At 64.6% G+C, this 17,350-nt stretch carries 20 protein-coding genes and 1 pseudogene; 14 read left to right on the top strand and 7 right to left on the bottom strand.

Annotated features, from left to right (window positions below; genetic code table 11):
* Positions 1 to 59: 59 nt before the first annotated feature.
* The 3 genes from WH303_RS07940 to ku all read right to left on the bottom strand — a co-directional run bounded on the left by WH303_RS07940 (position 60) and on the right by ku (position 3,985).
* Positions 60 to 254: a hypothetical protein gene (locus WH303_RS07940; RefSeq protein WP_021028206.1), complete on the bottom strand. Its 195-nt coding sequence runs from the start codon at positions 252 to 254 to the stop codon at positions 60 to 62.
* 200 nt (positions 255 to 454) lie between these two features.
* Positions 455 to 2,956 (bottom strand): DNA ligase D, encoded by a 2,502-nt coding sequence (gene ligD, locus WH303_RS07935; RefSeq protein WP_339517827.1) that lies wholly within the window; start codon positions 2,954 to 2,956, stop codon positions 455 to 457.
* Between the two features lie 24 nt (positions 2,957 to 2,980).
* Positions 2,981 to 3,985 carry a non-homologous end joining protein Ku gene (ku, locus tag WH303_RS07930; protein WP_339517826.1) on the bottom strand — a complete coding sequence of 335 codons (1,005 nt, stop codon included), beginning with the start codon at positions 3,983 to 3,985 and terminating at the stop codon, positions 2,981 to 2,983.
* 252 nt (positions 3,986 to 4,237) lie between these two features.
* Between ku and WH303_RS07925 the strand changes: the two genes are divergently transcribed.
* The 8 genes from WH303_RS07925 to WH303_RS07890 all read left to right on the top strand — a co-directional run bounded on the left by WH303_RS07925 (position 4,238) and on the right by WH303_RS07890 (position 10,171).
* Positions 4,238 to 4,495 (top strand): hypothetical protein, encoded by a 258-nt coding sequence (locus tag WH303_RS07925; protein WP_339517824.1) that lies wholly within the window; start codon positions 4,238 to 4,240, stop codon positions 4,493 to 4,495.
* Complete coding sequence (otsB, locus tag WH303_RS07920; RefSeq protein WP_339517823.1) at positions 4,495 to 5,274, top strand: trehalose-phosphatase; 780 nt, start codon at positions 4,495 to 4,497, stop codon at positions 5,272 to 5,274. Before WH303_RS07925 ends, otsB begins: the two co-directional genes overlap by 1 nt.
* Positions 5,271 to 6,818 carry an alpha,alpha-trehalose-phosphate synthase (UDP-forming) gene (locus WH303_RS07915; protein ID WP_339517822.1) on the top strand — a complete coding sequence of 516 codons (1,548 nt, stop codon included), beginning with the start codon at positions 5,271 to 5,273 and terminating at the stop codon, positions 6,816 to 6,818. Before otsB ends, WH303_RS07915 begins: the two co-directional genes overlap by 4 nt.
* Positions 6,815 to 7,843 carry an acyl-CoA dehydrogenase gene (locus tag WH303_RS07910; RefSeq protein ID WP_339517821.1) on the top strand — a complete coding sequence of 343 codons (1,029 nt, stop codon included), beginning with the start codon at positions 6,815 to 6,817 and terminating at the stop codon, positions 7,841 to 7,843. The genes WH303_RS07915 and WH303_RS07910 overlap by 4 nt, the downstream gene beginning before the upstream one ends.
* Positions 7,843 to 8,589: a PIG-L deacetylase family protein gene (locus WH303_RS07905; protein ID WP_339517820.1), complete on the top strand. Its 747-nt coding sequence runs from the start codon at positions 7,843 to 7,845 to the stop codon at positions 8,587 to 8,589. Before WH303_RS07910 ends, WH303_RS07905 begins: the two co-directional genes overlap by 1 nt.
* Complete coding sequence (locus WH303_RS07900; RefSeq protein WP_339517819.1) at positions 8,586 to 9,164, top strand: class I SAM-dependent methyltransferase; 579 nt, start codon at positions 8,586 to 8,588, stop codon at positions 9,162 to 9,164. The genes WH303_RS07905 and WH303_RS07900 overlap by 4 nt, the downstream gene beginning before the upstream one ends.
* 4 nt (positions 9,165 to 9,168) lie before the next feature.
* Complete coding sequence (locus WH303_RS07895) at positions 9,169 to 9,840, top strand: glycosyltransferase (protein WP_339517817.1); 672 nt, start codon at positions 9,169 to 9,171, stop codon at positions 9,838 to 9,840.
* A gap of 157 nt (positions 9,841 to 9,997) precedes the next feature.
* Positions 9,998 to 10,171 carry a hypothetical protein gene (locus WH303_RS07890; protein WP_158400602.1) on the top strand — a complete coding sequence of 58 codons (174 nt, stop codon included), beginning with the start codon at positions 9,998 to 10,000 and terminating at the stop codon, positions 10,169 to 10,171.
* Between the two features lie 308 nt (positions 10,172 to 10,479).
* On the opposite strand, the pseudogene WH303_RS07885 reads toward WH303_RS07890, so the two are convergent.
* Positions 10,480 to 10,653: pseudogene (locus WH303_RS07885) on the bottom strand (aromatic amino acid DMT transporter YddG); the annotation flags it as partial.
* Between WH303_RS07885 and WH303_RS07880 the strand changes: the two are divergent.
* The gene (locus WH303_RS07880; protein ID WP_339517814.1) at positions 10,641 to 11,396 is read left to right on the top strand and encodes a LysR substrate-binding domain-containing protein; all 756 of its coding nucleotides are present in this window, start codon (positions 10,641 to 10,643) and stop codon (positions 11,394 to 11,396) included. The pseudogene WH303_RS07885 and the gene WH303_RS07880 sit on opposite strands and share 13 nt — an antisense overlap.
* A gap of 96 nt (positions 11,397 to 11,492) precedes the next feature.
* Here WH303_RS07880 and WH303_RS07875 read toward each other — a convergent pair whose 3' ends face one another.
* Positions 11,493 to 12,440: a hypothetical protein gene (locus WH303_RS07875; RefSeq protein ID WP_339517812.1), complete on the bottom strand. Its 948-nt coding sequence runs from the start codon at positions 12,438 to 12,440 to the stop codon at positions 11,493 to 11,495.
* 459 nt (positions 12,441 to 12,899) lie between these two features.
* On the opposite strand from WH303_RS07875, the gene WH303_RS07870 reads away from it, so the two are divergent.
* The 3 genes from WH303_RS07870 to infA all read left to right on the top strand — a co-directional run bounded on the left by WH303_RS07870 (position 12,900) and on the right by infA (position 14,201).
* On the top strand, positions 12,900 to 13,322 hold the full coding sequence (locus tag WH303_RS07870; protein WP_339517811.1) for a hypothetical protein: 423 nt from the start codon (positions 12,900 to 12,902) through the stop codon (positions 13,320 to 13,322).
* A gap of 359 nt (positions 13,323 to 13,681) precedes the next feature.
* Positions 13,682 to 13,906 carry a hypothetical protein gene (locus WH303_RS07865; RefSeq protein WP_021028220.1) on the top strand — a complete coding sequence of 75 codons (225 nt, stop codon included), beginning with the start codon at positions 13,682 to 13,684 and terminating at the stop codon, positions 13,904 to 13,906.
* A gap of 28 nt (positions 13,907 to 13,934) precedes the next feature.
* Positions 13,935 to 14,201: a translation initiation factor IF-1 gene (infA, locus tag WH303_RS07860; protein WP_021028221.1), complete on the top strand. Its 267-nt coding sequence runs from the start codon at positions 13,935 to 13,937 to the stop codon at positions 14,199 to 14,201.
* Between the two features lie 248 nt (positions 14,202 to 14,449).
* Here infA and WH303_RS07855 read toward each other — a convergent pair whose 3' ends face one another.
* Complete coding sequence (locus WH303_RS07855) at positions 14,450 to 14,959, bottom strand: hypothetical protein (protein WP_339517809.1); 510 nt, start codon at positions 14,957 to 14,959, stop codon at positions 14,450 to 14,452.
* A gap of 329 nt (positions 14,960 to 15,288) precedes the next feature.
* Positions 15,289 to 15,501: a TOBE domain-containing protein gene (locus tag WH303_RS07850; protein WP_021028223.1), complete on the bottom strand. Its 213-nt coding sequence runs from the start codon at positions 15,499 to 15,501 to the stop codon at positions 15,289 to 15,291.
* A gap of 232 nt (positions 15,502 to 15,733) precedes the next feature.
* On the opposite strand from WH303_RS07850, the gene WH303_RS07845 reads away from it, so the two are divergent.
* Together WH303_RS07845 and WH303_RS07840 are read left to right on the top strand one after the other, a co-directional pair.
* Positions 15,734 to 16,300: a sigma-70 family RNA polymerase sigma factor gene (locus WH303_RS07845; protein WP_021028224.1), complete on the top strand. Its 567-nt coding sequence runs from the start codon at positions 15,734 to 15,736 to the stop codon at positions 16,298 to 16,300.
* Entirely contained in the window at positions 16,297 to 17,301 is a 1,005-nt protein-coding gene (locus WH303_RS07840; RefSeq protein WP_339517805.1) for a FecR family protein, read from the top strand. The genes WH303_RS07845 and WH303_RS07840 overlap by 4 nt, the downstream gene beginning before the upstream one ends.
* Positions 17,302 to 17,350: the final 49 nt, after the last annotated feature.

Raw genomic sequence — 17,350 nt, 5'->3', positions numbered from 1 at the left:
CCAGGCATTTTGCAAAGTTCTTTTACAAGAACCAACGTCTGGTACACACCCGGGCGTATTCAGTATTCGGGCGTTTTCCAGCTGTCTGCGGTGATGGGCCGCGTCAGCTGCTCGATCTTGGCATCGATCAGCGACAGGCGTGCGTGCTCAATGGTGCCTTCTGCCGGGTGGTCGGCCAGCAACTCGGCGCCCTGGGCTTTCAAGGCATCCAAATAGGCGTCTTTCTCCTTGTCATTTCCGGTCTGCGTAGACATTCCTAGCCTCCAATGCTTTGGTGGTTAAACTGTAACAAAACTACTCCAAAACGCCAGCCAGCGATCTCAAAATTACGAAATAAGCAGAAAACGTCCTACAGCCACACCGAGGTGGAGCTGAGGTCTGTTATTTGCTTTGCGTAAGACTAACCTAGCTTATATGCACTGGGTTTATATAGAGGCATTTCGCCCGACACCCGTCAGTCGGCGGATGCATTGCCCGAACCGCCCAGCAGCTTCATCGCCGCCGTGATCGACACAGCCGCCTTGGCATAGCCATCCCAGGGCGCATTGCCTTGGCGAAAGCGCGCTTCGATAGAACGGAGGCCCCAGTGCGCGCCGCTGCTGACCTGGTCCAGCTCTGCCCAGCTGATGGGCACCGACACCCCCATACCCGGCCGCGCCCGCAGCGACCAGGCACTGACGGTGGTGGCGCCCCAGCCATTGCGCAGGTAGTCGACAAAGATCTTGCCCTTGCGGTTCTGCGGGCCGCTCTTGGCCACAAAGCGCTGGGGCACGGTGGCAGCGAGGTGCTGCACGATGGCCTTGGAAAAGCCCTTGACGGTGTCCCAGTCGTGGCGGCGCTGGATCGGTACCACCAGATGCAGGCCCTTGCCGCCGCTGGTTTTGAGAAAGGGCTCCAAGCCAAGCTCCTGCAGCAGCACCCGCACCAGCTCGGCGGCCTCCTGCACCGCCGGCCAGGCCAGGCCCTCGCCCGGGTCCAGGTCAAAGGTCATGCGGTCGGGCCGCAATATCTTGTCGCGCCTGGCGTTCCAGGTGTGGAACTCGACCACATTGAACTGCGCCGCCTGGGCCAGGCCCTCTGCTGCGGCAATGGCCAGCAGCGGCGGGTGCTCCGGGTCCAGCGACGGGGGCAGTTGCACAATGCCGGCCATGGCACGGGCCTGCAGGTGCTTCTGAAAGAAATGCTCGCCGTCCACACCATCCGGCGCACGCAGCAGCGACGTGGGCCGGTCCTGCAGGTGCTCCATCATCAGCGGCGCCACCTGCTCGTAGTAGCGCACCACGTCCAGCTTGGTCACGCCCGTGCTGGCATCGATGATGCGGTCACCATGGCTGACTTCAATGCCGCCGGTAGCGCTGGGGGTTTTCTTGCGGGTAGGCATGGTGGCTGTTCTCTCCCGAGTGATCTGGTTGGCGGGCTTGTCCTCGCGCAAGCCATGGAAGACCGCATGCCGCACCCTGCCCTGGCCGGTCCAACCGGCAAAGGCGATTTCTGCGACCAGCTCGGGACGAACCCAGATGGCCGCATAGTCAATGCGCTCGGGATCGACAAAGGGGCATATCTTGGTCTGGATCTTTTGCAACTGCGCCGTCAGCGCGCGCAGGCTGGCCTCGTTAAAGCCCGTGCCGACATTGCCCGCATAGACCAGCTGGCCATCGCTGCCATGCACCCCCAGCAGCAAGGAGCCCAGACCGGTGCGCGTGCCCTTGGGACGCGTGTAGCCGCCAATGACAAACTCCTGGCGCTGGCCGCATTTGAGCTTGATCCAGTCCGCCGTGCGGCCCGCGTGGTAGGCAGCATCCTTGCGCTTGCCGACAATGCCCTCCATGCCCAGCGCGCAGGCCGAGGCCAGCAACCGCGCCGGATCGCCGGCAAAAGCCTCGCTGATTCGCACGCTGTTGCCCAAGCCCGGGCTGGCATCCAGCGCCGCCTGCAGCGCCTCGCGCCGTGCCTGCCAAGGCTGGTCACGCAGATCCTGGCCGTGCGCAAACGGCAAATCGAACACGTAATAGACGAGGTCGGTCGTGCCCTCCCCATCAAACGCGTTTTGCAGCCGCTGAAAATCGGGGAGCCCTTGGTCATTGAGCGCTACCACCTCGCCATCCAGCCAGGCGTCGTTGAGCTGCAGATGCTGCAGGGCCGCTGCCAGCGCCGGCATCCTGGCCGTCCAGTCCTTGCCATTGCGCGTCCACAACTGCAGCTTGAGGCCTTTTTTGCGGGCTGCCATGCGGTAACCGTCCAACTTCAGCTCCCAGGCCCAGTCCTCGGCGTTTTGCGGTGGCGCGTCCGCAAGCACGGCCAGCTGGGGCGCCATTGTGGCGGGCAAAGCAGCATTTTTTGCTATGGCCTTGCTGGATTTACTGCGCTTGGCAGCCGGCTTGGCGCGGGTCTCGGTGGCCACCGCACGCTGCTCACTGGCCACGCTGTCAGGCCTGGCGGTCACAATATCCAGCTCTTCTTCCTTGCGCGCAAAGTCATCGGCTTCCTTGATCAGCAGCCAGGGCGGTTGGCGCTCACCCTCCTTGCCCTTCATGCGCACCAGGGTCCAGCGCCCGCCCAGCTTCTGGCCCCGCAGCTCAAAATGGAGCTTGCCCTTGCGGTAGCCCTCGTGCGGGTCGGCGAGAGGCAGCCACAGGCCCTTGTCCCAGACGATCACCTTGCCCGCGCCATAGTGGCCAGCGGGTATCTGGCCCTCAAAGCGGTTGTACGAGATCGGGTGGTCTTCCACCTGCACGGCCATGCGCTTGTGGCTGGGGTCCAGGCTCGGCCCTTTGGGTACTGCCCAGCTTTTCATCACGCCATCGAGCTCAAGCCGTAGGTCGTAGTGCAAGTGGCTGGCCCAGTGCTTCTGAATGACAAACTGCAGCTGGCCCGCGACCGATTCCCCGCCGTCGGCCGGCTCAGGGGTCTTGGCAAAGTTGCGCTTGGCTTGGTATTTGTCCAAGGAGCTGGGCATGCAGGGCCTCCGTGCGCCAGGCCACTAAGCCGCACGGCGCCGGGCAGGCGCGGCCTTGCGGGCGCTGGCGGATTTGGTGGCTGGCTTGGGCTTGGCCTGGGGTTTAGCCGCTGCGGCTGCCGCTTTGGCTGGGGCACTGGCCTTGGTCTTGGCCGGCGCAGCCTTGGACTTTCGCGCAGCGGGCTTGGTATCGGCCGCCTTGGCGCCACCGGCCAGGCTGCGTTTGAGCAAGGCAGTCAAATCCAGGATCTCGGCGCCGCCCGATACCGGCGACTCCTTGGGCGCCTGCACCACCTCTTCGACCTCGCCGGATTTGACCTTGGCATCGATCAGCTTGTGGATCTCTTCGGAGAAGGAGTTTCTGAAGTCATCGGCATTCCAGGCCTGGGCCTTGTCCTCGATCAAGGCGACTGCCATGTCCATCTCGGCGCTGCTGATGCCGGCGGCCTTGGCCGATTGGGGAGGCAGGTTGAGCTGCTCGAACGAACGGATATCGCCGCCCCAGCGCAGCAGGTTCAGCACCAGGGCGCGGCCGCAGGGCACCAGCACCGCCAGATGCTGCTTGGTCTGGATGACGACCTTGGCCACGCCCACCTTGTTGGTCTTGCGCAGCGCCTCACGCAACAGCGCATAGACTTTTTCGCCGCGCTTGAGGGGCGCCGTGTAGTAGGGCCGCTCCAGGTAGATCAGCGGAATGTCATCGGCATCGACAAAGGCCTCGATCTCGATGGTCTGCGTGGTTTTGGGAAAGGCCGCGCTGATCTCCTCCTGGCTCAGGATCACATAGCGCCCCTCTTCGTACTCCACACCTTTGACGATATCGCTGCTGGCAATCTCCTTGCCGGTGCGCTTGTTGATGCGCTTGTAGCCGACCGGCTCCATCGAGCGTTTGTCCAGCCAATCAAAGTCAATGCCCGAATCGCGCGTGGCCGTGTACAGCCCAATGGGGACATGCACCAGCCCAAAGCTGATCGCACCTTTCCAGATGGTGCGTGTCGATGTCGGGGCATTGCCTTGCTGCTCTTTCATGCCGGCCTCCTAGGTATGCGGCCAGTGTGCACGCGTCACGGCCGGACCGCTGAGAGCAAATGGCAACGCACGCAGGGAACTTCCGACCATCTGCATGCCAGCGCGGTCTGACAAAAAGACCCCTTCACTCCAATACCGCACCAGCCTTATCTGCCAACTCGCTTGGATGACTCCATGCGCGGGCGCACAAATCCTACAGACCTGGGGCGCAGCAGCAGCGAACCTAGTAGGCATACGACCGAGGAGCACGACATGAGCAGCACCAAGCCAGACACCCAGCCGGAAACCGCTACCGACAGCCGCACCGACACCCGGCCCGCAACCCAACCCAACTACCCCGAAGACGAAAGCATGGACCCGGTGGGCGAGCCCTATCCCGAGCAGGAGCCGCTGGCACCCGAGCCCGGCGAGGACCCTCCCCACCCGCCGTTCTCGCCCAGCACGGAGCCCGATATTCCACAGGATCCCGAATCCGAGCGCGTCATCAGCCCCGAGCCGCTGGATCCCTGATGGCTAGCCTCTCGCCGTTGCCGCCGCCGCTGCCTGGCGATGCGGCGCTTTTCCTCGACTTTGATGGCAGCCTGGTGCCCATGGCGCCAACGCCTGACAGCATCGCTGTGCCTACCGGGCTGGTGCCCTTGCTGCGCGATCTGAAGGGCCGGCTGGGTGGTGCGGTGGCCATCATCTCCGGACGGGAGATTGCGGTCCTTGACGCCTACCTGCAGCCCTTGCAACTGGCCTGCGCCGGCGCCCATGGCGCGCAGCGCCGCAATGCCAGAGGCCAGCAGTGCAACGATGCGCCGGGTGATATCTCCGCCGTGATCGACGCCTGCGAGCAATTGGCTAAGGCGCACCCTGCCCTGTATGTCGAGCCCAAGCAAAGCGGCGTGGCCCTGCATTACCGCCGCGATCCATCGCTGGAGAACCTGTGCCTGCGCAGCCTGCAAGCGATGCTGGCCCACAGGCCGCAGTGGACGCTGCTGCGCGGCAAGCAGGTGCTGGAGATGCTGCCGGTGGGCGCAAGCAAGGGCCGCGCCATGGATGCCTTTATGCAGGAGCCGCCTTTCGCCGGCCGCACGCCGTTTTTCGTCGGAGACGACATCAGCGATGAAAGCGGCTTTGCCGCAGTGCTGGCCGAGCGCGGCGTCGCCATCAAGGTGGGCGCGGGTGTAAGCTGCGCCAGCCACCGCCTCGATGACGTGGAGGCCGTCTACCACTGGCTTCAAGCCGCCTGCACGCAGCACCGCATGCTGAGCGCGCTGGGCCGGCCGGCGGAGGTGCAGCCATGAGCCGCCTGGTCGTTGTCTCCAACCGCGTCGCCGACCCGCAGGATGCCGCGCCCGGTGGCCTGGCCATTGCGCTGGAGGAGGCGTTGCAGCGCCAAGGCGGCCTGTGGTTTGGCTGGGGCGGCACGGTCAGCGAGCAATCCCCGCCCCCACTCTGCATCCGTCCATGGAAGGCAGTGACCGTCGCGACGACCGCGCTGGAGCGCTGCGACCATGACAGCTACTACAGCGGCTTTTGCAACAGCACGCTCTGGCCCGTGTTCCACAACCGCCTGGACCTGGCCGCATTCGACCCGCGCTTCTACGAAGGCTACCGGCGCGTCAACCGCCAGTTTGCGCAGCAGCTGCTGCCGCTGCTGCAGCCCGATGACGTGATCTGGGTGCATGACTACCACCTGATGGCGTTGGCCTCTGAATTGCGCGCGCTGGGCTGCCAGCAGCGCATCGGGTTTTTTCTGCATATCCCCTTTCCGCCGCTGGTGGCCCTCGGGGCCGTGCCCCAGCACAAGGCCTTGATGCAAGCCTTGATGGACTTTGACCTGGTGGGCCTGCAAAGCCGGCAGGACCTGCAGCATTTTGAGAGCTATGTGCTGGCCCAAAGCGATGGCCGCATCAGCCACCGCCACCACTACCGTGCCCATGGCCAGCAAACGCGCTGCGAGGTGTTTCCAGTGGGCATCGATGCCCACGCCTTTGCAGCGCTGACCACCACACCCCCGGCGCAGCAGGTGCAAGCCACACTGGCGCAGGAATACCGCCAGCGCCGCTTGGTGGTGGGCATTGACCGGCTCGACTACTCCAAGGGCCTGCCCGAGCGCATCCACGCCTTCCGCGATCTGCTCGAGCGCCACCCGGCCCACCGGCGCAGCGCCAGCCTGGTGCAGATTGGCTCGCCCACCCGCGAGCACCTGCAGGCCTATGCCGATATCCGCAGTGAGTTTGAGTCGCTCTGCGGCGCCATCAATGGTGATTTTGGCGAGCTCGACTGGATGCCCGTGCGCTATATGCACCAGGTGCTCACGCGTGCCCAGCTGGCGGGCCTGTGCCGCTCGGCCGCCGTGGGCCTGGTCACGCCCTTGCGCGATGGCATGAACCTGGTTGCCAAGGAATTTATCGCCGCCCAGGACCCGGCCGACCCCGGGGTGCTGGTGCTGTCGCGCTTTGCCGGCGCGGCCGAGCAGCTGCAGGAAGCGCTGCTGGTCAACCCCTATGACGCGCACAGCACCGCCAACAGCATCGACCAGGCGCTGCAGATGCCGCTGGCCGAACGCATCGAGCGGCACCAGCAGCTGCTGGCCCGCATCGAGGCCGAGGATGTGCACTGGTGGTGCCAGCGCTTTTTGCATGCGCTCCACCAGTGCCAGCCTGCGCTTGCGCGCAAGCCGCGTATTTCCGTTGCAGCCAGGAGCGCCGTGCTCGATGCAGAACCCGACATGCCGATGACCCGCCCCACGCGGGATGGCAGCTTTCCCTATCTGCGGGTATTGCCAGGCGGAGGCCCCGCGCAGCCCAGCACCACGGCCGCACTGCGCAGGGGCGGTGAATGATGCATGCCTCTACCGCACTTGAAGACTTTCTGGCCGGCTCCGAGCCGCAGGAGCCCGGACAGACGCTGCGCGACCTGGTCGCACAGGGCCTGGACCAGCTGCCCCTGCCCGGCCAGGGCCAGACCCTGGCGCGCTGGCGGGCGCTGGCGGCGGTGGCCGCCAGCAACCTGAGCCTGGTCAAGCTGTTTGAGGGCCACACCGATGCCCTGGCCATTCTGGCCGAACTGGGCGCCCAGGCGCCCGCAGCGGCGCGGACCTGGGCCGTCTGGGGTTCAGAGCCGCCGGGCAACCGGGTGCAGGCCACGCCCATCAGCGCCAGCGCTCACCGGGCCCCCGGCAGCGAGGTGCTGCTGAACGGCACCAAGGCCTGGTGCTCGGGCGCGCACAGTGTGGACCATGCGCTGGTAACCGCCTGGCTGTCCGATACCGAGCGCTGCCTGGTGGCCGTCAACCTGCTGCAGCCTGCGGTTCAGGTCAGCAGCGAGGGCTGGCAGGCCGTGGGCATGGCCGACAGCGGCAGCGTCGATGTACAGCTGAACAACGCCCGCGCCAGCTTGGTGGGCAGCCCGGGCGCCTACCTGAGCCGCCCGGGCTTTCAGCATGGGGGCGCCGGCATTGCCGCGTGCTGGTATGGCGCCAGCGCCCGCATTGCGGGCCAGCTGCTGCGCGCCTGCCGCAAGCATGCCGAGCCCCATGCCTTGGCCCATCTGGGCGCGGTGGATGTGGCGCTCTCGGCCACCGCTGCGCTGCTGCGCGCCACCGCCGCCCATATCGATGCGCAGCCCGAGCAGCCCTGGACCCGGGAGGTGAACCGCACCCGCCTGGCCGCCGAGGCCGCTGCCCAGCAAGTGCTGCAGCATGTGCCGCGCGCGCTGGGCCCGGGCCCTTTTTGCAAAGACCGGTCGCTCGCCTTGCTGCTGGCCGACCTGCCGATTTTTATCCGCCAAAGCCATGCCGAGCGTGATCTCGCCGCGCTCGGCCAAGCGATCGCACAACAGGAGAACAACGCACCATGGAACCTCTGATGCCCCGCCACATCGAAGGAGAAGGCACGCCCGAACTGCAATGGCAGCCCTGGCTGGCCCAGGCAGCATTGGGCACCACGCCGGCCGAGGAGCTGCTGCAAGGCTGCGCGCGGGTGGTGATTGTCTCGCCCCATCCTGATGACGAAATCCTGGCCACGGCCGCCATCATGCAGCACTGCGAGGCCAACGCGCTGCCCTGCACGGTGATCGCGGTCACCTCGGGCGAAGCCAGCCACCCGGGCTCGCGCCTGTGGACGCCGGACCAACTGGCCCAGGCCCGCGAGCGTGAAAGCGCCCAGGCGCTGGCCCTGCTCTGCCCGGGCAGCCAGATCATCCACCTGCGCATCCCCGACGGGCAGGTGCAGGACCACCAACCCCAGCTCGAGTCACGCTTGCAGCAATTGCTGCGCCCGACCGATGCGGTCTTCTGCCCCTGGCGCTACGACGGCCACCCCGACCACGAGGCCACCGGCGAGGCCTGCGCCGCCGCCACCGCCGATGTCGGCAGCCGCTTGTTTGAGGTGCCGATCTGGATCTGGCATTGGGCGAGCCCTGGCGACCAGCGCGTGCCTTGGCAGCAGGCCGTGCGCATGCCGCTGAGCGCCGAGCAGCTGGACCGCAAATGCCTGGCGCTGTCCTGCTTTCGCAGCCAGTTGCTGCCCGACCCATCCACCGGAAGGCCCGCCATCCTGCCGCGCTGGGCCACGGCGCGCCTCTTGCGTAACTTCGAGGTGATACTGCGATGAACCAACGCCAACACTTTGAACAGCTCTACCGAAGCTCCTCCGACCCCTGGGCCGTCAAAACCGCCTGGTACGAGCGGCGCAAGCGCGAGCTGCTGCTGGCATCGCTGCCGCGCCAGCACTACCGCCACGGCTTTGAGCCGGGCTGCGGCAATGGCGAAACGACGATGGCGCTGCTGGAGCGCTGCGACCAGCTCGTGGCCGCGGACTTTGCCGAATCGGCCGTGCTGCTGTGCAATGCCCGCATCCAGCGCGAGGACCGGCGCCAGCTGCACCTGCAAAAGCTGCAGCTGCCGCAGGAGTGGCCGCATGTGCCGCCCGGCGGCTTTGATCTGCTGGTGGTCTCCGAGCTCGCCTACTACCTGGATGATGCCGATCTGGCGCTGTTCAGCGAGCGCTGCCTGACCTCGCTGGCAGCGGGCGGGCACTGGCTGATGTGCCACTGGCGCCACCAGGCGCCCGACCTGCTGCAAAACGCCGACACCATCCATGCGCAAATCGGGGCCAGCGCCGCACTCAAGACCGTGGTCGAGCACCGAGAGACCGATTTCCTGCTGGAAGTCTGGGAAAGGCTCTGAACCCATGATCGGCATCTGCATCCCCGCCCACAACGAAGAAGATTTGATGGGCGTCTGCCTGGAGAGCGTCGCCACGGCCAGCCTCCACCCCGACCTGGGCGCCGAAGAAGTCAAGGTGGTTGTCGTGCTCGACAGCTGCAGCGATGGCAGCGCTGCCATCGCCCGGCAATGGCCTTTTGTCACCCTGCAGGTCCATGCCCGCAATGTCGGCCGGGCGCGGGCTGCCGGGGCCCGCCATCTGCTGCAGCACCAAGCGCGCTGGCTGGCCTTTACCGATGCCGATACCCGTGTGGCCCCCGATTGGCTGGCAGTGCAGCTGTCGCTGGGTGCCGATGTGGTCTGCGGCACCGTCGGGGTGGACAGCTGGGCGGCCCATGGCGCCGATGCGCAAGCTGCGCGCCTGCGCTTTGAATCGGGCTACCAGGACCGCGACGGCCACCGCCATGTGCATGGCGCCAACCTGGGCCTGTCGGCCCATTGCTACCAGCAGGCGGGCGGCTTTGATGCGATGGAGTGCGGCGAAGACCAGGTGCTGGTGGACCGCCTGGCCGCGCTGGGCGCGCAGATCGCCTGGAGCGCCCTGCCACGGGTGCTCACCAGTGGCCGGCCTTTTTCCCGCGTGGAACATGGCTTTGCCGGCGCCATCCGGCTAGCAACCCAACCGGGGCTGCGCTAAGGCCCGCCCACCGCCCGGCTCGATGCCTGTGGCAGCAAGCCACGGGCAAAAGCACTACAGCCAGTCAGCTGAAACCTGTTGACATTCCTCGGACAACGCCTACACCGCGCACCAACCCTCGCCGCGATCATGGAGGCATCGAAGAAAGGAGTTCGTCATGCAACACCAGCCATCTTTTCCGATGCTGACCATGCCAACCCGACCCTTAGTCGCGCAGCGTGGTGAAAAGCAAAACCGCTATGTTCCAGCGGTGTCCACTGATATCAGCAAGACCTTCGAGAAGTACCGCCGCCTGGCCGCACTTCAAAACGCCAAGCAGTTGGCGACTTAGAGCCGCCAACACGGCCCAGCAAACCTTAGGTTTGCGATTGAGACTAGGCGTCGCCGACTAGGCGCCAACCCGCAGGCAGTACAGGGGTACGACAAGGATTGGTAACGACGTATCAAGGGTTGTGTTAGAGGCTCGTGCCCAGTTTCTTGCCGAGTTCATGCTTTCCCCCTCCATCCGGTTCAAGCTTGCATGAGCGGCTCACATCGAGCATCGGCCTTCTTCTACCGGCCTAAGGTGCCCCTTGGGCATGGCCACCAACGCAACAGCCCGCAAAAAGGCGGGCTGTGGGAAGCTGGGAGCCTTCCAACTCAGGCCGCCGCAGTCTTGGCCGGGCCCCCTGCCAGGGTCTCGAGCCAGCACAAAATGGCGCCACCGCAGACCATCGCAGCCCCTTGCCAAAACGCCAGCGACAGCGGCGCTCGCAGCAGTACGGTGGACAGCGCAGCCGACAGCACGGGGATAAAGCAAGATGCGCCGGCCAGTGCATTTTGATGCGGCGCAGCTGTCCTTTATCAACATCGCGCAGGCGGCATCGCGCATCCGCAAGGACTATGGCAACAATGCCCGGCGCAGCTTGACCGTGTGCTGCTCGCCGGCCTTCTCGGCCTTGTGGATGGCGCAGCGCTTGCCGAGTTTTTTCAGCGACAACCCCGATATCGACCTGGACCTGGTGACCAGCCAGAACTTTCTGTCCCTGGAGCCGGGCATCCACCCCGATATCTTCATCACCAAGATGTCGCGGCTGCGCGATGGCTATGCCAGCGTGCCGCTGTTCCATGACCGCATCTACCCCGTCTGCACCCCCGCCTACTTGCAGGCGCACCCGGAGATCCAGACCCTCGAGGGCCTGCGCCACAGCGTGCTGCTGAACCTGAGCCCCTATGGGCGCTCCCAGGTGGCCGAGCATGTGGACTGGAGCGTGTGGCTGGCCATCCACCGCCTGGACCTGGACGAGCGCCAGAAAAATGGCGCGCATTTCTTCAACGCCAATGACTACAACCTGCTCATTCAGATGGTGCTGAACGGCCAGGGCGTGGCGCTGGGTTTCAACCAGCTGGTCTCGCACCTGATCGCGCAGAACCTGCTGATGCGGCCCGTGCCCGAGGAGCTAGTGCTCGAAGAATCACGCCACTACTTTGCCTACCGCGAAGACAAGGCCAGTGACAGCGCGCTCGCCCGCTTCAGAAGCTGGTTTTTTGCGCAGTGCGGGCTGCTGCAGGAATAAGCTGAAAGGCCATCACAGCGCAGCCTGCCGCATCCTGCTGTGCATAAAAAAAGGCCAGGCTTCCCCAGCCTGGCCTTCCCTTCTCCTCCTGCATTCTTAGTCAATGGGCACGATGCGCACACTCGACTGGCTCGCTGCATCGGCAGCCACCACGCCCACAAACAGGCGGCGGTTCTGCTCGTCATAGGCCACGCCCCGGATCTTGGGCCAGCCGCTGGCCAGCACGCTGGTCTCGCCCTTGGGGCTGACGCGGAACAGCTTGCCGCCCGAGCCGCCAAAGAACAGGCTGCCGTCAGTGGCGGCGGTCATCAGGTCAATGCCATCCGAGCTGGTGAAGCTGGCGATCAGCTTGCCGTCAGCCACAGTGGCTGGCGCCGCACGCAGCTTGGCCAGCGAGAAGGACAGTACCTGGCCGCTCGTCTGGTCGCTCACATACACCGCGTCGCCCACCACGGCCAGGCCCACGGGCTTGCCAAAGCCGGTGATCAGCTCGGTCTCGGTGGCAGCGCTACCACTGATCTTGAGCTCGCTCACGGCACCTGTGCCGCCCTTGATGAACCAGCCATCCAGCAGCGATCCATCGGGCGTGGGGGTGATGCCGATGCGGCGGCGCAGGCTGTCGGTGCCGCTCAGGTTGTAGGCCGTGCCGCTCTTGGGCACCGCAGCCACGGCGCCATCCGTGCCAAAGCCAAAGCGCGTCACATAGACGGTGCCATCGCTGCCACGCGTGACCTGGCCCAAGGTCGAGCCGCTGGCGGGCGCAGCGGGCAAGGCCGCGTACTGCGCAAACTCGCTGCCGCCCTCCCATACCCGGATGGTGTTGGCCTTCTCATCGCTCACAAACAGACGGCTTTCGTTCTTGTCCCAATACAGGCCATTCAAATCCGCCGATACCGACAAGGTGGTCGGCCCCCGGTCCGCATCGCTGCCACCGCCTCCGCAGGCCGACAAGGCGACTGCCGCGCCAGTCAGGCCCACCAGCAGCATGCGGCGTATGCCTGCATCCACAAAAGGGCGGCGCAAAAAGGGGCTGATCCATGGCATGGGCTTGTCCTCGTTCTTCATATAAAGCGCTATTATATTTTTGAATAGCGCTTAGGTGGAACAACGACTGGTGCGACAGCTGAGCCCGGGATTCTCAGCGCAGCAACGGCAGGCCGTTTCATGGATACGCACCGCAAGCGGTGGGGCATTGGGCAGCTGCTCAGCCCCTTGGCCCACGCCATTGGCGCTGCCCAGCGGCCGAACGTAAGACATTGTGCGGCCCGGTTTAAGGCCATTAAAAGGAGTACTGTGGGCCGAGGCCATCCATCTTGGTGTGCCGCAATCGCCATAGACCGGAGGTCTACATGTTCAAATTCTCAGCCTATCCCCCTGCTTCGTTTTGGGATAAGTCCAAACTGATGCTCCAGAGCGCAGGTGTGCCAGCGCCGCAGGAGCAAGACAAGAAGCCGCCTGCTGACCCAGAGCGCCCAGGCCAGGATCAACAGATCGTGGCTGGCCATGGTTTCAAATTTGTATAAACGTGGGAAGCTGCCGTCCCCAGAACTGACCGCCGTTGTGCGGTTTTTTTCTACCTGGTGTGCGCTTGCGCCATCTTTGGCAGCACTGGCGCTGTTGTGGCCACTGCCGGCAAGGGCTGGCAACTACGCCACCTGTATCCTCGACCATGCAGCACGGGTGCGCAGCGACGCGGCGGCCAAGGCCGTGTCGCAAGGCTGCTTGGCCAGCTATCCCGGTGGCATCGAGGCGGTTCGGCAAGGCGCCAGCATCGCGAGCGATGACTTCAGCTCTGGCGCCCAGTGCTCGGCAAGAAAGGCAGAAGACACGCGCAGCTCCATGGCGGCCTACCAGATCAAACGGGCCTGCCAACGGCTGTATGACCATCCCGAGGTCCCCGCACCGGCGCCGATTGCGGTGCCTTAAGAACTTCTGTTCCAAGGGTTTTTCAGCGCGCCGTTGCTGCCTCCTCTGCCCTTGACGGACTCCATGGCCATCCCGGCGTGCGGCCGTGCGCTCGCAGCTAGCCATGCTGGCCGTTGCAGCGGATGCTTGCTGCTATGGAGCACTTTGCACACAGAAGTCCGCTTTGTGCTATCCTGAAATATCCGATCAGGGCATGCTTGCCCCTTGATCCGTCAAAGTGCAAGGCGCGCAAGGCTTTATGCACACATCCTAGGCAAGCCCTCCAAGCCACAATAAATTCCTAGGGTCGGCTTTTCCCTCTTTCGCATTTATTTCTGGCGCTTCATGCTCCACCGTTTCAGCGCGTGGAGCGCGCACCCATGTTTCAATTTTTTAAAGATACCCACAAGATTTCCCGTTATTTCATCTCGCCAGGCGTGTGCGAGCAAGCAGACGGGAAATTCCAAGCAGCAGTCTCATTGAAGTCCGGCCAGGGCTCGGTTGCGCAAGACACCGTGTACACCTTCTCCAAGCTGTTCGAGACAGCGCAGGAGGCGGTCGATCACGCCAAGCATGAGGGCATGCAGCTTGCCCTCATGAAATAAGGCCACAGGCCATCACCAAGGACATCCGTTGAGCAAAGAAGACCTTATCGAAATGCAGGGGAAGATCGAAGAAATTCTCCCAGATGCGAGATATCGCGTGAACCTGGACAATGGCCACTCGCTGATTGCATATACCGGTGGCAAGATGAGAAAGCACCGTATCAAGATCATTGCCGGGGACAACGTGACGATCGAAATGTCCCCCTACGATCTGTCGAAGGGTCGCATTACGTTCCGGCATCTTGCGCCTCGCTCGGGAGCCGCCACCGGCGCCAAGCAGTTTCGCAAGCGCTAGACATTCCAGCGTTCACAACGGCGCAAGGCTGTGCCGATCCATAACCGCCCATGGGCGGTTTTTTTATGGGCCGCTGCAGGCAGCGCTTGCCGCACCATGGGTTATCAGCCGCCGCACCGTCCGCATTTGCAGCGGCTGCAGTCCGAGGCTTACGCCAGCAGAGCAGCCAGCGCCACGGCTGGCTGCAAACCAACAAAAACTGGGTTGACCGGGCTCAGATGCGAGCCAGAGGATGCTGCGGCTTCACGTTAGGCTTCAAACCAATCGACATCGAGCGAAATGGCATAGCTGCGCTTCTTGCCGTCCACGCCCGTGCCACCACCGCCAATATAGGCATCGCATGACGTGATCTGGGCATGCAGGCCTGCGTCCTGCAGCATGACTTTGAAAGGCATCAGGTCTCTGACAGACAGCTGACCTATGCGCAATCCATCCACCACCACCGACACGGGCTTGTCCGTATTCTCCTTGCCTTCTTCCGGAACGAGGAACGCGATGCAGTCCCGGTTGGCGTTTTCACCAAAGCTGTTTCCTGCGACGCGGAAAATGTTCGCCGTATAGGTGCCGTCGTCAGCCACCTTGACCGTCTCTCCGCGCGCCCAATGCTTTTTTGAGCTCAGGTCTTTCAATGCGATCGTCGCCTTCAAGGGGCCACGAAGAAACCCAGGTGCTCGCGGCGGCCCTCTGGACAGCAGCCAGTACGCAAAATAGGACAGCCAGCACAGGAAGAAAAACAACAGTATTTGTCCATAGCTCATCTCGTTCCTTTAATCGACGCTGTCTGTCAGGCTACCGCATCGCAAGGGGGAGGGAGCGAGAGCAAGAAGATGTCCTTCAAGTAGGCGCTTCCCGCGTTTACCCAATAAGCGGCCAGGCCGCAAAAAATGGCGGCCTGTATTTGGCATGTGCGCAACGACGGCGCTTCAAGCGCCAGCGCCTGGCCAGGCCGCGAGGCGCTTTGCAAGAGGGAGAGAGGGGACAGGCGACCCGTTGTCAGCGAAGCAGCGCATGCCCATGGCAGCGAGGCCAGGGCGGAGACTGCCGATCACGGGCCTGGGACGCAGCGCTGGCCAAGGCCCGGCCTATGTCAGTCGTCCACCCCGATCATCACCGACGAGGCCTTGATCACACCGTAGGCCTTGGCGCCCTCTTTCAGCTTCAGCGCATCGGCCGAATTGGTGGTGATGCTGGAGGCAATCTGCACGCCCGGTGCGATTTCCAGAACAACTTCGGTAGAGACGGGGCCGCGGGTGATGGAGATAACGGTGCCGCTCAAGACATTGCGTGCGCTGATTTTCATGGGGATTCCTTTGGGAGCGGTGGGTACCGCGACATAAACAGACGCTCTATTCTGGCCGCATTTGCCGCGCGGCCCAAGCAGCAGACCCCCACCACCGCCGTGATGGCAGCAGCGGGCCATGGCGCAATCACGCCACAGATCCCCGGCCAGGTCTAGGCACATCTAGAAACAGTCATAAAATGCGAATAATTCTCAAATGCATCGGATTGCTGCCTGCTCTGTACCGCCTCCCATGTCTGCCATTCCCGACGTCCAGCTTCTCTACACCGGCCACCACCAATGGCTGCAGCAGCGCTTGCAGCACCGGCTCGGCAATGCCGCCGATGCGCAGGACATGGCGGCCGACACCTTTGTCTGCGTGCTCACCAGTGCCACGCCGCCCGAGGCCATCCGTGAGCCCCGGGCGTTCTTGACGACCATTGCCAAGCGGCTTTTGATCAACCACTGGCGCCGCCGTGATCTGGAGCGCAGCTACCTCGAAGCGCTGGGCGCCCAGCCCGAGCCGCTGATGCCCTCGCCCGAAGAGCTGGCGGTGCTGCAGGAAACGCTGGCCCATGTGGCCCATGCGCTCGACGGCCTGCCGCTGCCGGCCCAGCAGGCCTTTTTGCTCAGCCAGCTCGATGGTCTGGGTTACGAGGCAATTGCACAGCGCCTGGGCATCTCGCACAGCACCGTGCGCCGCCATATGGCAGAGGGCTTTCGCCGCATTGCGCTGGCCCTGGCCAGGCAGGATGCCGGTATTACCGCGCCAGTGCGCAACGCAGCACCGGCGATGGCGGGCAGCCTGAGCGCCGGATGACGGCAAGCCCCGAATCCACGTTGGACCCGGTCAGCGAAGCTGCCGTGGAATGGCTCGTGCAGTTCCACTCGGGCGAGATGACCGAGGCCGACCAGGCCCGCCACCGCGCCTGGCTCGCCGCCCACCCCCAGCACCAGCTGGTCTGGCAGCGGCTGAGTGGCAGCCTGCATGCGCAGTTTGGCGCGGCCCGCGCCGTGGCCGCGCCCAAGGCCGCCGCCGCGATGGGCGATGTGATGGGCCAGGCGCTCGCGCATGCCCAGCGCCGTGGCAGCAGCCGGCGGCGTCTGCTCAGCGGTGCGCTGGCCATCGGCGGTGTCTCTGCAGGCGCCCTGCTGCTGGCCGACCGCCAGATGCCCTGGCGCCAGATGACCGCCGACCTGCGCACCGGCACCGGCGAGCGCCATGCCTTCACCCTGCCCGATGGCAGCGAGCTGCTATTGGATGCCCGCTCGGCGGTGGACCTGGACTTTTCTGAGAGCCGCCGCCGGGTCGCGCTGCGCCAGGGCGCGCTGCTGGTGCAGGCGCAGCCTGCCAGCAACGGCCTGGCGCCGTTTGAGGTGCTGAGCCGGCATGGCCGCATCCAGGCGCTGGGCACCCGGTTTACCGTACGGCTGCAAGAGTCCTACACCCGCGTCGGCATGCTCGAGCACGCCACGCGCCTAACGACCGCAGCCGGTGCCAGCCAGGTGCTGGACGAAGGCCATAGCGCGCGCTTTGACACCTTGTCCATCGACGCCGACGACATCAACCCCCAAGCCGAGGCCGCCTGGCAGCGCGGCATGCTGGAGGTGCACAACCGGCCGCTGGGCGAGGTGGTGCAGGCGCTGCGCGCCTACCGCCGGGGTTTTGTCCGCATCAGCGCCCAGGCTGCCGCGCTGCGGGTCTATGGCAACTATGCGCTCGACGACAGCGACCGCGCCTTGGATGCGCTGGCGGCAACCTTGCCGATCACGGTGCGCGTCTACCAGCGTGGCTGGCTGGTCGTGATCGAAGCGGCCTGAGGCGCGCAGACCTGCCCGGACAGGTCTGTCGAGGACGGGGCTGCAGCGC

Origin of the sequence: Comamonas sp. MYb69, from assembly GCF_037479315.1 — a bacterium.
Lineage (GTDB): Bacteria > Pseudomonadota > Gammaproteobacteria > Burkholderiales > Burkholderiaceae_C > Comamonas.
Note: the sequence above shows the minus strand (reverse complement) of the source record. Positions and strands in the feature narration are given on the sequence as shown.

Coding starts and splice junctions, on each gene's coding strand:
- WH303_RS07940 (WP_021028206.1), bottom strand. CDS start 254: ATGTCTACGCAGACCGGAAATGACAAGGAGAAAGACGCCTATTTGGAT.
- WH303_RS07850 (WP_021028223.1), bottom strand. CDS start 15,501: ATGAAAATCAGCGCACGCAATGTCTTGAGCGGCACCGTTATCTCCATC.
- WH303_RS07865 (WP_021028220.1), top strand. CDS start 13,682: ATGTTTCAATTTTTTAAAGATACCCACAAGATTTCCCGTTATTTCATC.
- ligD (WP_339517827.1), bottom strand. CDS start 2,956: ATGCCCAGCTCCTTGGACAAATACCAAGCCAAGCGCAACTTTGCCAAG.
- WH303_RS07880 (WP_339517814.1), top strand. CDS start 10,641: ATGCGCCGGCCAGTGCATTTTGATGCGGCGCAGCTGTCCTTTATCAAC.
- ku (WP_339517826.1), bottom strand. CDS start 3,985: ATGAAAGAGCAGCAAGGCAATGCCCCGACATCGACACGCACCATCTGG.
- otsB (WP_339517823.1), top strand. CDS start 4,495: ATGGCTAGCCTCTCGCCGTTGCCGCCGCCGCTGCCTGGCGATGCGGCG.
- WH303_RS07895 (WP_339517817.1), top strand. CDS start 9,169: ATGATCGGCATCTGCATCCCCGCCCACAACGAAGAAGATTTGATGGGC.
- WH303_RS07910 (WP_339517821.1), top strand. CDS start 6,815: ATGATGCATGCCTCTACCGCACTTGAAGACTTTCTGGCCGGCTCCGAG.
- WH303_RS07925 (WP_339517824.1), top strand. CDS start 4,238: ATGAGCAGCACCAAGCCAGACACCCAGCCGGAAACCGCTACCGACAGC.
- WH303_RS07870 (WP_339517811.1), top strand. CDS start 12,900: ATGGTTTCAAATTTGTATAAACGTGGGAAGCTGCCGTCCCCAGAACTG.
- WH303_RS07840 (WP_339517805.1), top strand. CDS start 16,297: ATGACGGCAAGCCCCGAATCCACGTTGGACCCGGTCAGCGAAGCTGCC.
- WH303_RS07855 (WP_339517809.1), bottom strand. CDS start 14,959: ATGAGCTATGGACAAATACTGTTGTTTTTCTTCCTGTGCTGGCTGTCC.
- WH303_RS07900 (WP_339517819.1), top strand. CDS start 8,586: ATGAACCAACGCCAACACTTTGAACAGCTCTACCGAAGCTCCTCCGAC.
- WH303_RS07875 (WP_339517812.1), bottom strand. CDS start 12,440: ATGCCATGGATCAGCCCCTTTTTGCGCCGCCCTTTTGTGGATGCAGGC.
- WH303_RS07915 (WP_339517822.1), top strand. CDS start 5,271: ATGAGCCGCCTGGTCGTTGTCTCCAACCGCGTCGCCGACCCGCAGGAT.
- WH303_RS07845 (WP_021028224.1), top strand. CDS start 15,734: ATGTCTGCCATTCCCGACGTCCAGCTTCTCTACACCGGCCACCACCAA.
- WH303_RS07890 (WP_158400602.1), top strand. CDS start 9,998: ATGCAACACCAGCCATCTTTTCCGATGCTGACCATGCCAACCCGACCC.
- WH303_RS07905 (WP_339517820.1), top strand. CDS start 7,843: ATGCCCCGCCACATCGAAGGAGAAGGCACGCCCGAACTGCAATGGCAG.